The organism is Nonomuraea sp. IBHARD001, assembly GCF_056106265.1.
Window position 1 is genome coordinate 8,351,386 of sequence record NZ_JBWBBW010000002.1, and the last position, 14,771, is coordinate 8,366,156.

Annotated in this window: 11 protein-coding genes; 3 read left to right on the forward strand and 8 right to left on the reverse strand. The window is 72.2% G+C overall.

Annotation, left to right across the window (positions count from 1 at the left end):
* Positions 1-28: 28 nt before the first annotated feature.
* Complete coding sequence (locus tag ACTWNK_RS39645; RefSeq protein ID WP_474310071.1) at positions 29-433, forward strand: hypothetical protein; 405 nt, start codon at positions 29-31, stop codon at positions 431-433.
* On the opposite strand, the gene ACTWNK_RS39650 is transcribed toward ACTWNK_RS39645, so the two are convergent.
* The 3 genes from ACTWNK_RS39650 to ACTWNK_RS39660 form a co-directional block, all read right to left on the reverse strand.
* Positions 405-3,587, reverse strand: a complete 3,183-nt coding sequence (locus ACTWNK_RS39650; protein ID WP_474310072.1) for an SCO7613 C-terminal domain-containing membrane protein — start codon at positions 3,585-3,587, stop codon at positions 405-407. The genes ACTWNK_RS39645 and ACTWNK_RS39650 overlap by 29 nt on opposite strands.
* Before the next feature lie 109 nt (positions 3,588-3,696).
* Positions 3,697-4,737 (reverse strand): hypothetical protein, encoded by a 1,041-nt coding sequence (locus ACTWNK_RS39655; RefSeq protein WP_474310073.1) that lies wholly within the window; start codon positions 4,735-4,737, stop codon positions 3,697-3,699.
* 7 nt (positions 4,738-4,744) lie between these two features.
* The gene (locus ACTWNK_RS39660; protein ID WP_474310074.1) at positions 4,745-5,965 is read right to left on the reverse strand and encodes an MATE family efflux transporter; all 1,221 of its coding nucleotides are present in this window, start codon (positions 5,963-5,965) and stop codon (positions 4,745-4,747) included.
* Between the two features lie 115 nt (positions 5,966-6,080).
* Here ACTWNK_RS39660 and ACTWNK_RS39665 point away from each other — a divergent pair, with 115 nt between their 5' ends.
* Positions 6,081-7,049, forward strand: a complete 969-nt coding sequence (locus ACTWNK_RS39665; RefSeq protein WP_474310075.1) for an aldo/keto reductase — start codon at positions 6,081-6,083, stop codon at positions 7,047-7,049.
* A 101-nt stretch (positions 7,050-7,150) separates the two neighbouring features.
* Here the strand turns inward: ACTWNK_RS39665 and thpR are convergent, their stop codons facing one another.
* From thpR to ACTWNK_RS39685, 4 genes are all read right to left on the reverse strand, one after another.
* Positions 7,151-7,711, reverse strand: coding sequence for an RNA 2',3'-cyclic phosphodiesterase (thpR, locus tag ACTWNK_RS39670; RefSeq protein WP_474310076.1), 561 nt, complete (start codon positions 7,709-7,711; stop codon positions 7,151-7,153).
* 80 nt (positions 7,712-7,791) lie between these two features.
* Positions 7,792-9,033 (reverse strand): MFS transporter, encoded by a 1,242-nt coding sequence (locus tag ACTWNK_RS39675; RefSeq protein ID WP_474310077.1) that lies wholly within the window; start codon positions 9,031-9,033, stop codon positions 7,792-7,794.
* A 62-nt stretch (positions 9,034-9,095) separates the two neighbouring features.
* Positions 9,096-9,536 (reverse strand): MarR family winged helix-turn-helix transcriptional regulator, encoded by a 441-nt coding sequence (locus ACTWNK_RS39680; RefSeq protein WP_474310078.1) that lies wholly within the window; start codon positions 9,534-9,536, stop codon positions 9,096-9,098.
* A gap of 166 nt (positions 9,537-9,702) precedes the next feature.
* Entirely contained in the window at positions 9,703-11,172 is a 1,470-nt protein-coding gene (locus ACTWNK_RS39685; RefSeq protein ID WP_474310079.1) for an NCS2 family permease, read from the reverse strand.
* 107 nt (positions 11,173-11,279) lie between these two features.
* On the opposite strand from ACTWNK_RS39685, the gene ACTWNK_RS39690 reads away from it, so the two are divergent.
* Entirely contained in the window at positions 11,280-11,558 is a 279-nt protein-coding gene (locus ACTWNK_RS39690; protein WP_474310080.1) for a DUF2530 domain-containing protein, read from the forward strand.
* Positions 11,559-11,691: 133 nt separating this feature from the next.
* On the opposite strand, the gene ACTWNK_RS39695 is transcribed toward ACTWNK_RS39690, so the two are convergent.
* Positions 11,692-14,742 (reverse strand): sacsin N-terminal ATP-binding-like domain-containing protein, encoded by a 3,051-nt coding sequence (locus ACTWNK_RS39695; protein ID WP_474310081.1) that lies wholly within the window; start codon positions 14,740-14,742, stop codon positions 11,692-11,694.
* Positions 14,743-14,771 lie beyond the last annotated feature (29 nt).

Here is a 14,771-nt window from a genome sequence, read left to right on the forward strand (position 1 = left end):
TATATGGCTTTACTCGAACGTCAGTACGATGCCCTGCATGTATCTCCCACCGGAGTGGCCGGCCGAGGTCCGTCCGCCCAGCGTCCCCGACTGGGAGAGCTCCGCCGTCGCCTGGCTGCTCGACGCCGTGCCCGCCGACTACCGGGGCTACGGCGTGCTGCGCCGCCATCCCATCGCCCTGGCCAGGATGGCGGCCCACCATGTCGCCTCGGCCGTCGAGGCGGCGCGTGCCGGGTACCGCAGTGCGGCCGTCGACCTCAAGAGGCATCTGCCGCCGCATGCCGTCCAGGCCGTGCTCGACGCCTACCGTGCCGAAGGGCCGAGGCTGGTCGCCCTGGCCCGCTCGGTCGACGTCGTCGAGCGGGCCCTGCGCGGGGAGACGTTCGTGCAGACGATGCGGGGGCCTAGCGCAGACGGGCGACGGCGTCCCTGAGCCGCACCACGTCACGCTTGCGCGCCTCGTAGGTGGCGCCCACGACCAGCAGCAGCAGGCCGCCGATGGCGATCGGCACCCACCTGGGCACCACGCCGACCAACTCGGCGATCAGCGGCGACAACTCCCGCACCGCCACCACGGCCAGCGTCAGCCCGCCGAGCACGGCCGGCGCCTGCAGCCTGAACCTGGCGCCCGCCAGCGTCACCACCAGCGCGGCGCCGCCGAGCAGCAGCGAGCGAAGCATCACCGGCTCGGCCAGCAGACTCGGCCCGAACGTGAACAGCAGCCCCGTCCCGTACGAACGCCACGACGACACCTGCCTGCCCCGCGCGCCGTACCAGCCGATGACCAGCAGCGCCACCGAGAACGGCAGCGTGTAGGCCTCGATCACCTCCACGTTCTCGGCCAGCAGACGCGCCCACGAGGCGATGAGCAGGAAGCCGGTCGCCAGGTACGCCACCGCCTTCGACCTGCCCCAGGCGGCCAGCCCGGCCGTCACGACACCCGCGAGCGCCGCGGCCAGGCTCACCGCCCTCAGGCCGTGCGCCGCGCCGACGGCGGCGAACTCGGCCAGCACCAGCGCCACCGCGAGCGCGCCCGCCGTCCGGCGCACCGGCCTGCCGCGCTCACCCATCGCCCTGGGCAGCACCACGCCGTCCTCGCCCACTCCCCCGACCGAGGCGAGCGCCACGAGTGCGGCCAGCGCCGCCAGGACCGGCAACGTCACCAGCGTCGCCGTCTCGGCGGCCAGCGCCCATCCGATCGCCAGCGCGCCCAGCACCGGCGCGCTCACCGCCGCCTCGACCAGCCCGGCGGCCCACCCGGCCGTCCGGGGCGAGCGCACGACGCCCCGCACCCGAAGCGCCAGCAGCGCCGTCAGCCCCGCCACGCCCACCAGCCAGAGCACGAGCACCACCGTGTACGGCGGGCGCAGCGCCACCGGCACGACGGCCGCGAGCACCACACCGGCGGGAAGCGCACTCGCCCACCGCGTGGCCAGCGTCAGCGCGGCGCCCGCCAAGAGCACGGTCACCGCGACCAACGGCCTGGCCGAGGCCGCGCCCGGCCCTCCCGCCACCACGTCACGCCACGGGTCGAACACCGTCAGGCCGATGCCCGCCACCTGCACCCACACGTCCCAGATCGGCAGGAGGGACAGTCCGGCGAGTACCAGGGCCGTGCGGTCGCCGGTCGTCCTGGCGGCGCCGTACCTCGTGCTCACGACGCCTCCCGCCACGGCCAGGGCGGCGGCCACGGCCAGGCCGAGCGCGCAGGAGTCGGCGGCGGGCAGGCCCGCGCCCGCGAGCAACGCCCAGGCCAGCCCGCCGCCGCTGAGCGCGGCCCCCACGAGCGCCACCGGCAGCCGCAGCCGCAGGCCCCAGACCACGGTGAGCACGGCGAGCGTCACATAGGTGGCGAGCCTGCTGTCCAGCGCCCACACCACGGCCGACGCCCCCGCGATCCCGGCCAGTACGGCGACCCAGACCCGCAGCCCGGCGGCGACACGGGGAGCCAGCGACAGCACCACGGCGAGCGCCAGCGGCACCGCGTACGCCACCGTGTGCGGCAGCGCGAACGACAGCGGAGCCGCCAGCACCGCGAGCACCCCCAGCACGAGGCTCACCTCACGCAGTCGCCCCGCGATCCACGGCGCCAGGGCCAGCAGGCCCAGCACGACCACGCTCGAAGCCGTCCCCTCCGAGACCGACGTCGGAGGACGCCCCTCCCACACGACTCCCACGTTCAGCACGGGCACGAACAGCGCGCCGAGCACCCACGGCAGCGCGGGCAGCCCCGCGACCACCGCGATCCCGGCCCCCCACGCCAGCCCCGCCGTCCGCAGCACGACCGGCCCCCGCCTGCCGACGGCGAGCATCAGGCCCAGCGCGACCACCAGGTACGGCACCGGCTGCCAGGTGGGCAGCAGCAGCGGCCTGACCGGCCCGCCGATCGCCATGACCAGGCAGGCCAGCGCGCCGCCCAACGCCACGACCCGCCCCACGACCGCCCCCGTGGGAGCGGCAGGCGCCTGCGCCGGGGCCTCCTCCTTGATCGCCAGGGTCAGGTAACCGCCCGCCACGCCGAGCCCCAGCAGCACGGCGGCGTACCGAGCCGCCTCGGCCACGTCGCCGGCCAGCAGCGAGCCGATCCCCGCCACCAGCAGGGCCAGCCCGCCGGTCGCCAAGATCCACACCACGGCCGAGACACGCAGCTCCCGCGTCCTGCGCCCGCCCTGCCGCCCGGCGGCGACGCGGCGGGTGGTGACGGCCCACAGGGCGACGTCGAGCGCGGCCGTCGCGGCCAGCGCGGCGGCGAACCACACCGTGTCCCGCTCGGCCAGTGCCAGCGGCAGCGGGAGCTGGGCCAGCAGCAACGCCAGATGCGGCGGCACCCGCAACGGCAGCACCCTGGCGTACCCGGCGACGAGCACCGCGACCACGGCGGCGACCACGGCGGTGTACTCCGCGCCGCTGAGCCCCTCCGCGAGCCCGACCCGGCGGGCGGCGTACCCGTCGAGGAGCATCAGGGCGACGCCCAGCACGGCCACGGTCTCGGCCGTCGCCGTCAGGCCGCGCCTGAGCAGCAGCACCGGGGCGGCCATCGTGACCGCGGTCAGCGCCAGCAGGACCGCGGCCCTGCCGCCGATCCCCATGTAGCCCCAGCTCACCACCGTGAACACGATCGCGGCCACCGCGAGCAGCAGCCCACCGAGGATGAGCAGCAGATTCTGCACCGCACGGGGAGACACCTCGGCCGGGGCGGCGGCGCCCGGCGGGGGCGCAGGGTACGCAGGCCCGGCGACACGTGGAGGTGGAGGTGTGAACGCGACGTGACCCGCTTCCTGGTGCTGCGCCGCCGCCGCTTCCTGGTGCTGGGCTCTCGCCGCCGCTTCCTGGTGCTGGGTTCGCGCCGCGCGCAGCATGCCGAGCAGGTGGTCGCGCCTGGTTCGCAGCTCCGCCTCGCGCACCTTCAGCCCGGCCAGCGCCCCTTCGACCGCCCACAGCTCGGCCCCGACGGGCCCGCCCAGCGGCAGCCCGCACCGAGGGCAGGCGGGCGCGGGCCCCGGCAGTGCGTCGCCGCAGTCGGGGCAGGTCGGAGCGGGGGGCGGGATCGTTCCCCTACCGGGGGACGACGGGGTACTCGGGTGCATGCAGCACAGCATGACGGCAGCACGGCCGTTCACGCATGCGGCGAACTACTCAATTCCCCCTGAGCACCCTTCCCCCGAGCACCCCGAGAGCCCGAGAGCCCGAGCGGCCTCATCGCGTCCGTCGTGCGATCACCGTGATCACTCCGGTGGCCCCGGCGGCGACCGCCAGCCAGATGACCACGTCGCCTCCCGAGATCCCCGATTCCCGCGACGCCGCAGCCGGTCCGGCCGCCCGCGACGCCACCGTCGGATCGGCCGCCGGCTCGGCCTTCGCCTGCTCCCTGACCGGCCTGACCTCCTCCAGCGCCCGCTCGGGCACGGGCACCAGGTACAACGGGCTGGAGCTCCCCTCGCTCCCCGTCAGCAGGCCCCTCCCGTCCGGCGTGAACGCGATCGACTCGGCCTGGTCGAGCGCAGGCATCGACACCTTGCCCAGTATCTCCCCCGCCGGTGTGAACAGCGAGGCCGAGAAGTAGGTGCGTACGACATACATCGACCCGTCGGGCGCATAGGCGGCGTCCGTCGCCATGATCGGCGCCGAGGCGACCTTGCGCAGCACATTGACCCGGCCGGTGCGCAAGCGCTCGGGCGCCTGGTACACCGCACCGGCGAACTGCTTGGTCACCACCGAGAGCCGTCCCGTGCGCGGATGCACCAGCAGCCCTTCGGCATTGTGCCCGCCGTCCTCGTAGCGGAAGCGGTAGCGCACGGCCGGGAGCGTGGCGTCGCGCAGGCTGGTGGGCTCCATCACCTTGTACACGGAGATGTCGGGCCAGGCGCCGTCGAAGTTGTCGCCGATGTCGGCGAACCAGAGCACTCCCCTGCCGCTCTCGGGATCCTTGGAGGCGGCCATGGCCTCCCAGTCACGTGCCTCGGCGCCCTTCAGCGTGTAGGTCGCCCTGGTCGCGCCGTCGGCCCCCACCGCGAAGAACACGGCTCCGGCGTCGCTGTCGTTGTGCGTGTAGTACACCCCTTCGTGGGTGGGCGACACGGCCAGGCCGCTCGACTCGGTGATCCGCCTGTCCTTGAACGTGAGCACGAGCCGCTCCTCGTCATCGGCCCACGCCGCTCCCCCCAGCCACACTCCCGCGCCCATCCCGAGCCCGGCCAGCGCGAACACCGCGACCGCACGCCTGACGACATCCCCCATCCCGCCATCATGCCCTGCCCGCCACGCCGACTCGTGCACTGCACCACACGAATCCACCACCCTGGGCGACCACCAGCACCAGGTTCGCGACCAGCACGGCGATCCAGAGCCCGCTCAGCCCGAACGCCGACGCCACCGGCACGGCGACCACGGCGAGCCCGCCGTACCCGGCGGCGAAGAAGAGCAGGCTGAGGCCCGAGCGTCTGAGCGCGGTCAGGCCGAAGCCGAGTACCGCCTGACAGGCGTCGGCCAGGGCGGCGGCCACCATGATCGGCAGCAGCGCCACCACCTGACCCACCGCCTCGCCGGTGAACAGGCCCACAACTTGCTCGCCGAACACCAGCAGCACCAGCGCGCCCGCCGAGGCCCCGGCGACGGCGAGCACGAGCGCCGCCCCGACCGTGCGCCGGGCCCGCGCGCTGTCGCCCGCCCTCGCCACCTCGGGCACCGCCGCCTGCGCCACCGCGATCGAGGCGGTCATCATGAACCCGGTCAGCGCCGCGAGCACCGCGTGCACCGCCGTACCCACGGCCCCCGTGCCCGCCGCGGCGAACGTCACCACGCCCAGCACCCCGAACTTGACCAGTACGGTCGCCGACAGCGGGATGCCCACCCCGGCCATGCGCATGATCTCGGTCGGTCGGGGCCGCCCCGGCCACAGCCGTACCCCGACCGACCGGCGCAGCGCCGAGTCCGCCACCAGCACGGAGGCGAGCGACGAGGCCAGGAAGGCGATCCCCGCGCCCACGGGCCCCAGCCACGGCACCAGCACGACGGCCGCCGCCCCCATGACGAGCGCGCCGGTGAGCCCCGCCGCGAAGACCTGGCGGGCACGGCCGAGTGCGACCAGCGCGGTGGTCGCGCCGCCACCGGCCGCCTGGACCAGCACGTTCAGGGCCAGCAGCCAGGGCAGGACGCCGAGCTCGGCCAGAACGGCGCCGGGCGCGCCGGACAGCTCGGCCAGCAGCGGCACGCAGGCCACCGCCGCCGCGCCCAGCATGCCGACGCCCAGGGTCAGCCACCGCGCGTCCCTCAGGACCGGCGCCACCGCCGCCGGGTCGTCGCGCACCGGCGCCACGAACGGCATCAGCCCGCGCAACGCCCCCACCACGGCCGCGGACGCCGGCCCGAAAACGGCACTCACCAGTGCGAAGGCCGCCAGCGACGCACTGGCATGCCGCCCCAGCATCGCGGTGACGGTCAACGTGCCCGCCGTCGTCGTCACCATCGAAAGGAAGAGCGGAAACGCCGAACCCGCCAATACGCGCCATACGTTCACAGAACCAAAGACCCTAGCCCCACCCCTCGCCTGGAGTGCACTCCAGGTTCTTAGGCTGGAGCTCATGGACTATGTGAACCTCGGACGCAGTGGACTCAAGGTCAGCACGCTCTGCCTCGGCACCATGAACTTCGGGCCCCTGACCACGGAGGAGGACTCCTTCGCGATCATGGATCGGGCGCACGAGGTCGGCATCAACTTCTTCGATTCTGCTGACGTGTACGGCTGGCAGCAGGGCGAGGGCATCACCGAGAACATCCTCGGCCGCTGGTTCGCCCAGGGCGGCGGTCGCCGGGAGAAGACGGTCATCGCGACCAAGGCATACGGCCAGATGGGCGACTGGCCCAACGAGGGCAGGCTCTCGGCCCTGCACATCCGGCGTGCGGCCGACGCCTCGCTCAAGCGCATGCAGACCGACTACATCGACATCTACCAGGCACACCACATCGACAGGGACACGCCCTTCGAGGAGTTCTGGGAGGCCATGGACGTCCTGCGCCGGCAGGGCAAGATCCTCTACGTCGGCTCGTCGAACTTCGCCGGATGGCATCTGGCCAAGGCGCAGGAGAGTGCGCGCAGGCGCGACCAGTTCGGCCTGGTGAGCGAGCAGTCGCACTACAACCTGCTGACCAGGGCGGTCGAGCTGGAGGTGCTGCCCGCCGCGCTCGACTACGGCATCGGCGTCATCCCGTGGAGCCCGCTGGCCGGAGGCCTGCTCGGCGGCGTGCTCCGCAAGATCGACAAGGGCCGTTCCGCCTCCGAGCGCATGGTCAAGGAGCTCGACAAGCACCGCGACAAGATCGAGCAGTACGAGGCGTTCTGCGACGAGCTCGGCGAGGACCCCGCCTTCGTGGCACTCGCCTGGCTGCTGGCCCAGCCGGCCGTCACCGCACCGATCATCGGCCCCAGGACCATCGAGCAGCTCGACGGCACGCTCAAGACCCTGGAGATCACTCTCGACGACAAGGCCCTGGCCCGCCTCGACGAGATCTTCCCCGGCCACCGGACGGCGCCGGAGGACTACTCCTGGTAGTAGACGATCAGCCGAGCAGCGCACCCACCACGACAATCACAAGAAGCAGGCCTAGTACGGCGGGCAACAGCCAGAAACGAGGACGATCCACGTCCTGGAGCCTAACCCGCCCCACGGTGTGACAGCGCCCACTGGCGCACCGACTCGTATCCGGGCTCGGCCCCCAGATGGCTGCGGACCAGATGCACGGCCTGCGCCCGCCACTCCGATCCGCTGAACTCCGCCAGCGCTTCGACCAGCGGGCGCAGGTCGTGCGGCCGTTGTGTCCTGGCCAGGGTGAGATGCGGCCTGAAGCTCCTGCCGTCCGGCTCGACGCCCGCCCTGCGTCCCGCCGACACCAGGGATCCGGCCAGCCAGGTCAGCTCCTTGATGTCGCCGCGCAGGCCGCTCCACAGCACGCGGCCCCGCCCGGCGTCGGGGAAGGCGCCCGCGCCGGTGAGGGCGAGGTCGAGCTCGGCGTGTCTGTCGACCGCCCTGGCCAGCCGTACCTGGAGGCCGGGGACCGCCTGGTCGGGGACCTCGCCGAAGAAGGCCAGCGTCACGTGCCAGCTCGCCCGTTCCGGCCAGCGCAGCGCGGGGTCGCGCTCCCTGAGCGGGGTCAGCGCCCGGTCGACCTGGTCGAGCACGTCATCGGGCGGCACGAGCGCCGCGAACAGCCTCATGCCCCCGATTGTGCCCTGCGCCCCCTCGCTCCCCGCCTCTTCGGACGGCGGCGAGTCGCAGCCTTGCCGTACGCGCTGCTTCAAGCGGCGGCGAGTCGCAGCCGTGCCGTACGCGCGCCGATCACCTTGGTGAGCAGGAGGGCCAGGCCCGTGCCCGCGATGACCAGCAGGCCCGACAGCATCAGCCCCACCCTGGGCCCGCCGAGCTCGGACAGCCAGCCGATCAGCGGTGCGCCGATCGGGGCGCCGCCGGTGAAGACCAGCAGGTAGATGCCCATGACCCGGCCGCGCATCTCGGGCGAGGTGGCCAGCTGCACACTGGCGTTCGCCGCCGTGTTGACGGTGATCATGGCGATTCCGGTCGGGATGAGTAGCAGCAGATACAGCGGGTAGAAGGGCGTCAGACCGGACAGCACCTGCAACACGCCGAAGCTGATCGCCCCCGCGACCAGCAGCCGCTTGGTCGGCCTGGCCCGTCGTGCGGCCAGCAGCCCGCCGCCGAGCGCGCCGACCGCGAACACACTGGAGGCCACCCCGAACGACGAGGCTCCCGCCCCGAACACCTCACGGGCCATCAGCGCGATGGACATCGAGAACGACTGCGCGAACATCGAGACGAAGCCGACCAGCAGCACGGGCATCAGCAGCTCCGGACGGCTCACGACATAGCGCACGCCCTCCCGCAGCTGCCCCTTGGCCCTCGGCACCAGCTCCGCCGGGCGCAGTTCGCCCTTGCGCATGAAGATCAGGCTGGCGATGACACCGCCGAACGTGATCGCGTTGATCAGGAAGATCGGTCCGGTGCCGCCGACCGCGAAGATCGCCACACCGGCGACGGCGGGGCCGATCACACGGGCCAGGTTGAAGATCGAGCTGTTGAGCGCGATGGCGTTGGTCAGGTCCTTCTTGCCGACCATCTCCACCACGAACGCCTGCCTGGTCGGCACCTCGACGCACGAGATGACACCCAGCGTGAACGCCATGACGTACACGTGCCAGACGTGGGCCGCACCGGTCACGATGAGCACGCCCATCGCCAGCGACAGCGCCGCCATGATGGACTGCGCCACGATCAGCAGCTTGCGCTTGGGGTAGCGGTCGGCCAGCATGCCGCCGAACAGACCGAACAGCAGCATCGGCAGGAACTGCAGCGCGGTCGTCAGCCCGAGCGCCGCCGCGCTGCCCGTGGGGTTGACGGCGCTCTTGGTCAGGTCGAGCACCAGCCAGTCCTGGGCGGTGCGCTGCATCCAGGAGCCGACGTTCGACACCACACCACCGGCCGCGAACAGCCGGTAGTTGTGCACACGCAGGGATCGGAACATACCGGTCCTCTGTGAAGCGGCCGCTTCGGCTTCCGCCTTGGCGGCCCGGCGTTCGTCAGGCTCTAGATCTTGCTGAGCTTCTCCAGGATCGGAGCCGCCTGCCGCAGCACCGTCCGCTCCTCCGGCGACAGCTCCTTGAGGCGTTGCGTGAGCCACGCCTCCTTGCTGCGCCGCTCCTGGCTCAAGAGTGTCGACGCGGCCGCCGTCACGCTCACGCTCACCTGCCGCCGATCGCTCGGATGCGGCGTGCGGGCGAGCAACCCGCGCTCCACGAGAGCGGCGATCACCCGAGTCATCGAGGGCGGTTGCACCTTCTCGAGCTCGGCCAATTCGCCGGGGGTTATCCCTGAATGCCGTTCCACGGCGGCGAGCGTCGCGAACTGGGTGGCCGTCAGGGTGTGTGCCGCTGCTTGTCGTCGAAGGCGCCTGGTCAGCCGTGCCAGCGACACGCGCAGGGCTGAGGCCAGGCCTGCGTCGCTGCGCAGGTCCGTCTTGGGAATCATTGCCATAGCTCATTACTCTTGCTAACTATATGGCAAGCCATGGCATTCCTTCCACGTGGCTGTTTCTTTAGGCTTTCGTACCAGGATGCGTGACCCGCCGACGTGCTCCACGCCCCCGCCCATGCGAAAGGCCGCCCTTCGGGAAGAAGGACGGCCTCCCGTACGGCTAGACGCCCAGCAGCGACCGGATCGGCCCGAGAGCGAAGTACACCACGAACAGCGCCGTGACCACCCACAACAGCGGATGCACCTCACGACTTCTGCCCTTGGCCGCCTTGATCAACACGTACGTGACGAAGCCCGCGCCGATGCCGTTGGAGATCGAGTACGTGAACGGCATGAGGACGATCGTCAGGAAGGCCGGAATCGCGATCTCGTAGTCGCCGAAGTCGATCTCCTTGATCGCGGTCATCATGAGGAAGCCGACCACGACCAGCGCCGGTGCCGCCGCCTCGTAGGGCACCACGACCACCAGCGGTGCGAAGAACATCGCCAGCAGGAACAGCACACCGGTCACCACGCTGGCCAGACCCGTGCGCGCCCCCTCGGCCACGCCCGACGCCGACTCGATGTAGGTGGTGTTCGACGAGACCGAGCCCGCGCCGCCCGCCGCCGCGCCGATCGAGTCGACCAGCAGGATCTCGCGCGTCCTCGGCAGCCGCCCCTCCTCGTCCACCAGATCGGCCTGCCTGCCCACGCCCACGATCGTGCCCATGGTGTCGAAGAAGTCGGTCACCATCAGCGAGAACACCAGCAGCACCGCCAGGATCACCGAGACCCTGGAGAAGGCGCCGAACGGATCGAACTCGGTGAACAACGTCAACGGGTTGTGGAAGCCGACGACATCCTTGGGCAGCGTCGGCACGTTCAGCATCCAGCCGCCGCGGTTGGTGTCGGAGTAGCCGCCCGTCTTGGTGAGCGCCTCCACCACCATCGCCAGCACCGTGGTGCCGACGATGCCGATGAGGATCGCGCCCTTCACCTTGCGGGCCACCAGGACGACCGTGACCAGCAGGCCGATGACGAAGACCAGGATCGGCCACGACGTCAGCGCGCCCCCGATGCCCATCTCCAGCGGCGGCCCCGCCACCACCCTGCGGACGAACCCGGCGTCCACGAAGCCGATCAGTGCGATGAACAGGCCGATGCCGACACTGATCGCGGTCTTCAGCTGCGAGGGGATGGCGTTGAACACCGCGACCCTGAAGCCGGTCAGCACCAGGATGGCGATGATCACGCCTTCCAGGAAGACCAGGCCCATGGCCTCCTCCCAGCTCATCTGGGAGGCGATGCCGAACGTCACGAAGGCGTTGAGCCCGAGTCCTGCCGCCATGGCGAACGGCACCCGGCCGACGACGCCCATGAGAATGGTCAGCAGTCCGGCCACGAACGCGGTGCCCGAGGCGATGAGCGGCACGTTCGCGGCGAGGCCGTCGCCGATGAACTGCCCTTCGACGTCCTTGCCGTTGGCGATGATGATGGGGTTCAGCACGACGATGTACGCCATGGTGAAGAACGTGGCCAGACCGCCACGAACCTCACGGGAGATCGTCGAGCCGCGATCGGTGATGGAGAAGAATCGGTCGAGCGCGGTGCGCCCTGCGGGGGATGGTGCGGAGGGGGTTGTATCACTCACGCGCGTAGGGTGACAGCCTTTGCACGCAGCGAAAAGATCCGGTGATCCGATCGAGATACGATTGCCGCCATATCGCGTAAAACCGCACGTCGACTACGCTGGATCACGTGAAACAGCCTCGCCGTCCGGATCCTGAGCCGCTCAAGACCAACGACGCCGCCGCGGTGCTCACCGGCATCGCGATGTGGGCCGTCGCGCTCGTCGTCCTGCTGATCGTCCGTCCGGGCGCCGACCACACCTGGTGGATCTGGACCTGTGTGGCGGGCATCCTGTTCGGCTTCTTCGGCCTGTGGTTCGTCACCCGCATGCGCCGCCGCCGCCGCCCGCCCGCCACCGAGGCACCCGTCGAACCCGCCCTCTCCCCCGACATCGCCACCAAGGACTGACCGCCTCCGCCGATCAGTCGAGATCAGCCTCGGCCCACAGCAACGGCACAGCCTGGGGATCGCGCGGCAGCGCGGCCACCGCGAGCCGGTCGTACCGCTGCGAAGACCGAGCACCTCCGCCGATGAGGCCAGATCAGGCCAGATCAGCCTCGGCCAACAGCAGCGGCACAGCCTCAGGATCACGCAACAACGCAGCCACCGCGAGCCGGTCGTTCCACTGCCCTGACGCCCAGGCCAGTCCTCTGGCCAGGCCTTCGACGCCGGTGCAGTGCACCTGGCCCTCGAAGAAGCGCCACCCGCACGCCACCCCGTCGACCAGCAGCTTGTCGTGCTCGACATAGGTCTGCGGCACGATCGCCAGCAGCGAGCGCACCTGCGCCGGAACCTCACGCACCTCACCGGACGAGGTCACCTCGCCGCCCGTCAGCTCACCGGCCAGCGGCAGGTCGAGCAGCTCCGACAGCGCCTCCGCCAGGTCGAACGGCGCCAGCACCTGGGCCCGGTCGGCCACCAGCGGCAGCAGGTCGGGCGCCTCCACCACCACGGCGTCCTCGGCCGAGGCGACCACGATCTCGCCGTCGAGCACGGCACGCACCGACGAGGGCGGCGCCACCCGCTCCGGGTCGACCGCGGCCAGCGCCATCCACAGCGCCCGTAGTTGCGCCCGGTCCAGCTCGATCGCCGGATCGGCCATCAGCTCCAGCAGCTCTTCGGGGCCGCCGTGCCCGGCCAGCAGGTCGGTCAGCGTCGTGCGTACGCCGATCATCGACAGCGCGACCTCGTCCAGCCCGGCGGGCGCCTCCGCGTACAGGCCGTGCAGGAGCGGGTCGCCGCCCGGCAGGCGCAGCCGCGACGGCTTGCCGCCGCCGAGCACGGGGTGACGCGACAACCACCACGCCGTGTACGACGGCACCTCGACGCTCTCGCCGCCCGCGAGCACCCGCAGCGGCTGCAGCGCCGCACGCAGCGGCGGCCTGGTGAGCAGGGCGAGCGCGGCGGGCCAGTCGGAGACCAGCTCCAGGTCGCGGATCGCGGCGAACTCCGGCACCACCGGCGGCACGTCCAGCTCGGGCAGCAGGTCCAGCACCGCGTCGAGCCAGGCGTCCTCGTCGTCGAGGTCGTGGTCGCACTCGTCGGGGTCGAGCAGCACGTCGGCATCGTTGACCACGGCGAACCCGTCGAGCACGCCCGCCGCGGCCAGCACCCTGGGCCCGTAGGCGTCGACGAGGTCCTGCGCGGCCACACCGAAGTGCGAGTCGTCCTCGATGAGCCCGGCCAGCACGCCTCCGGCCAGCAGGAGTTCGCCGGCCGGATACACCTCGCCGTCGGCGCCACGCAGCGCCAGCTCCGACAGCCAGGGCGCCTCCCCCGCCGTCAGGCCCGCCGCCTCGACCAGGGCGAGCACGGCCCTGGCCACGGGCTCCGGGTCGGCACTGTCCAGCGACTCGGCCACCGCGGCCTTGGTCAGCGGGTCTTCGAGCACCGTGCGCGGCGTCGCCTCGGCCGCGCCCAGCCTGAGCAGCAGCGGATGCGCGGCGTCCGGATGCACGATGCGCAGCCCCAGCGGGGCCAGGTCGAGCGCCGCGTTGAGCACCAGCGTGCCCCTCGGCCCCCTGACCACCCTGCCGTCGGCCAGCGGCACCGGCAGTGCGCCCAGCGCCTCGGGGTCGTCGCCAGGCAGCACGGCGTAGAGCGCACGCCACCAGGCGGGGTCGCGCCCGTCGTCCGCGCCGCCCGCCAGCAGGTCGACCACCTCGGCCAGCTCCACCCGCCGCACGCCGAGCGCCGCCATCGCCGGATGCCTGGCGGGCCAGCCCGCGGGCAGCAGCCCCGGCACCACACCCGCAAGCACGTCGAGCAGCTCGGCCGAAGCGGCCACCACCGAAGCCGAACGCCCACTCACCAGGTACGGCCACGCCGAACCCTCCGGCGCCCGGCCCGCCTCGGGGTCGGCCTGGGCCGTGCGCGGGCGGTCGGGGTCGAGCAGCAGGGCGTCGCCGTCGGCGAAGGGGTCCTTCGCGACCGGCGCGGGCGCCGACAGCGCGGGCAGCAGCGGGGCGTCGGGCAGCAGGCGCAGGATCGCCCGCCTGATCCTGGCGTCGAGCTCGCCCTTGCCCATCATCGCGGGCACCAGGTCGAGCAGGCCGGGAGTACGCGGCAGCTCGCCCAGCAGCCGGACATACAGCTCGGCCACCCGGTCGACCAGGAAGTCGGTCAGCGGCCCCGCCGCCACGTGCCGCCGGTCGGTGGCCAGCGGGAACGACGCGATCAGCAGCGCGGGCAGGTCCAGCGGCTCCTCGCTCGGCGTCGGCGCGTGCACCACGGCGGGCACACTCTTCGGCGGGCGCTGCGGCTCACCGTCCGCCGACACGGGAACGGCCCAGCGCACCGACCAGTACGGCCTGGCACGCTCCTCCGTCGGGCGGTCGGCGTAGAGCGCGGCCACCTCGGCCGGGGTGAACTCCCCCGACTCCGACACCACGTGCCAGCCGTCTGCCGTGACCGTGCGGGACTCGCCCTCCACGTCGATCTCGATCGCGGTCAGCGCGGGCATGCCGAGCAGCAGGGCCGGGCTCGTCTCGCCGAGCATCCGGCGCACGGCCTCGACCGACGCCCGGTCGCGCAGCGGCAGCCTGACCATCGTGTCGAACCCCGCCGGGATGTCGAAAGGCTCACCCGCGAACGGCAGCCGCAGCAGCGGCACATGTCCGTCCCTGTCGGCCAGCTCGACCGCCAGCGCGGGCTCGGCGGCCACCAGGGCCGTCGTCTCGGCCCGCGACCAGCGCACCGTGCCGCTCTCGCGCGACCCCACGGAGGGCGCATCGCATACCGACACGACTGCGGCGAATCCCACGCCGAACCGTCCGACCGCTCCCGCGTCGTCCCGCTTGGCCGACACCCGCAACGTCGACAGGCCCTCGACGCCCGCCGCGTCCAACGGCGCTCCCGTGTTCGCCGCGGTCAGCACGCCGTCCCGCAACGTCAGCCGCAACCTCCCGCCCACTCCGGCCCGCAAGGCCGCATCGGCGGCATTCTGCGCCAGCTCGACGATCAGCCGATCCCGGTAGCCGCCCAGCGCGAAGTCCTCCTCCGCGTTGGCATCCTCACGAAACCTGGCCGGCGAGGCCATCCACGCGGCCATGACGGCCGCTCGCATCCGGTCGGTGCCAAAGGTGTCGATCATCGCTCGATTCCAGTGTACGAAGGGGCCAC

Excerpts from the sequence above, each read along its gene's own strand:
- ACTWNK_RS39645 (WP_474310071.1), top strand. The coding sequence starts at position 29 with ATGCCCTGCATGTATCTCCCACCGGAGTGGCCGGCCGAGGTCCGTCCG.
- ACTWNK_RS39650 (WP_474310072.1), bottom strand. The coding sequence starts at position 3,587 with ATGCACCCGAGTACCCCGTCGTCCCCCGGTAGGGGAACGATCCCGCCC.
- ACTWNK_RS39655 (WP_474310073.1), bottom strand. The coding sequence starts at position 4,737 with ATGGGGGATGTCGTCAGGCGTGCGGTCGCGGTGTTCGCGCTGGCCGGG.
- ACTWNK_RS39660 (WP_474310074.1), bottom strand. The coding sequence starts at position 5,965 with ATGGTGACGACGACGGCGGGCACGTTGACCGTCACCGCGATGCTGGGG.
- ACTWNK_RS39665 (WP_474310075.1), top strand. The coding sequence starts at position 6,081 with ATGGACTATGTGAACCTCGGACGCAGTGGACTCAAGGTCAGCACGCTC.
- thpR (WP_474310076.1), bottom strand. The coding sequence starts at position 7,711 with ATGAGGCTGTTCGCGGCGCTCGTGCCGCCCGATGACGTGCTCGACCAG.
- ACTWNK_RS39675 (WP_474310077.1), bottom strand. The coding sequence starts at position 9,033 with ATGTTCCGATCCCTGCGTGTGCACAACTACCGGCTGTTCGCGGCCGGT.
- ACTWNK_RS39680 (WP_474310078.1), bottom strand. The coding sequence starts at position 9,536 with ATGATTCCCAAGACGGACCTGCGCAGCGACGCAGGCCTGGCCTCAGCC.
- ACTWNK_RS39695 (WP_474310081.1), bottom strand. The coding sequence starts at position 14,742 with ATGATCGACACCTTTGGCACCGACCGGATGCGAGCGGCCGTCATGGCC.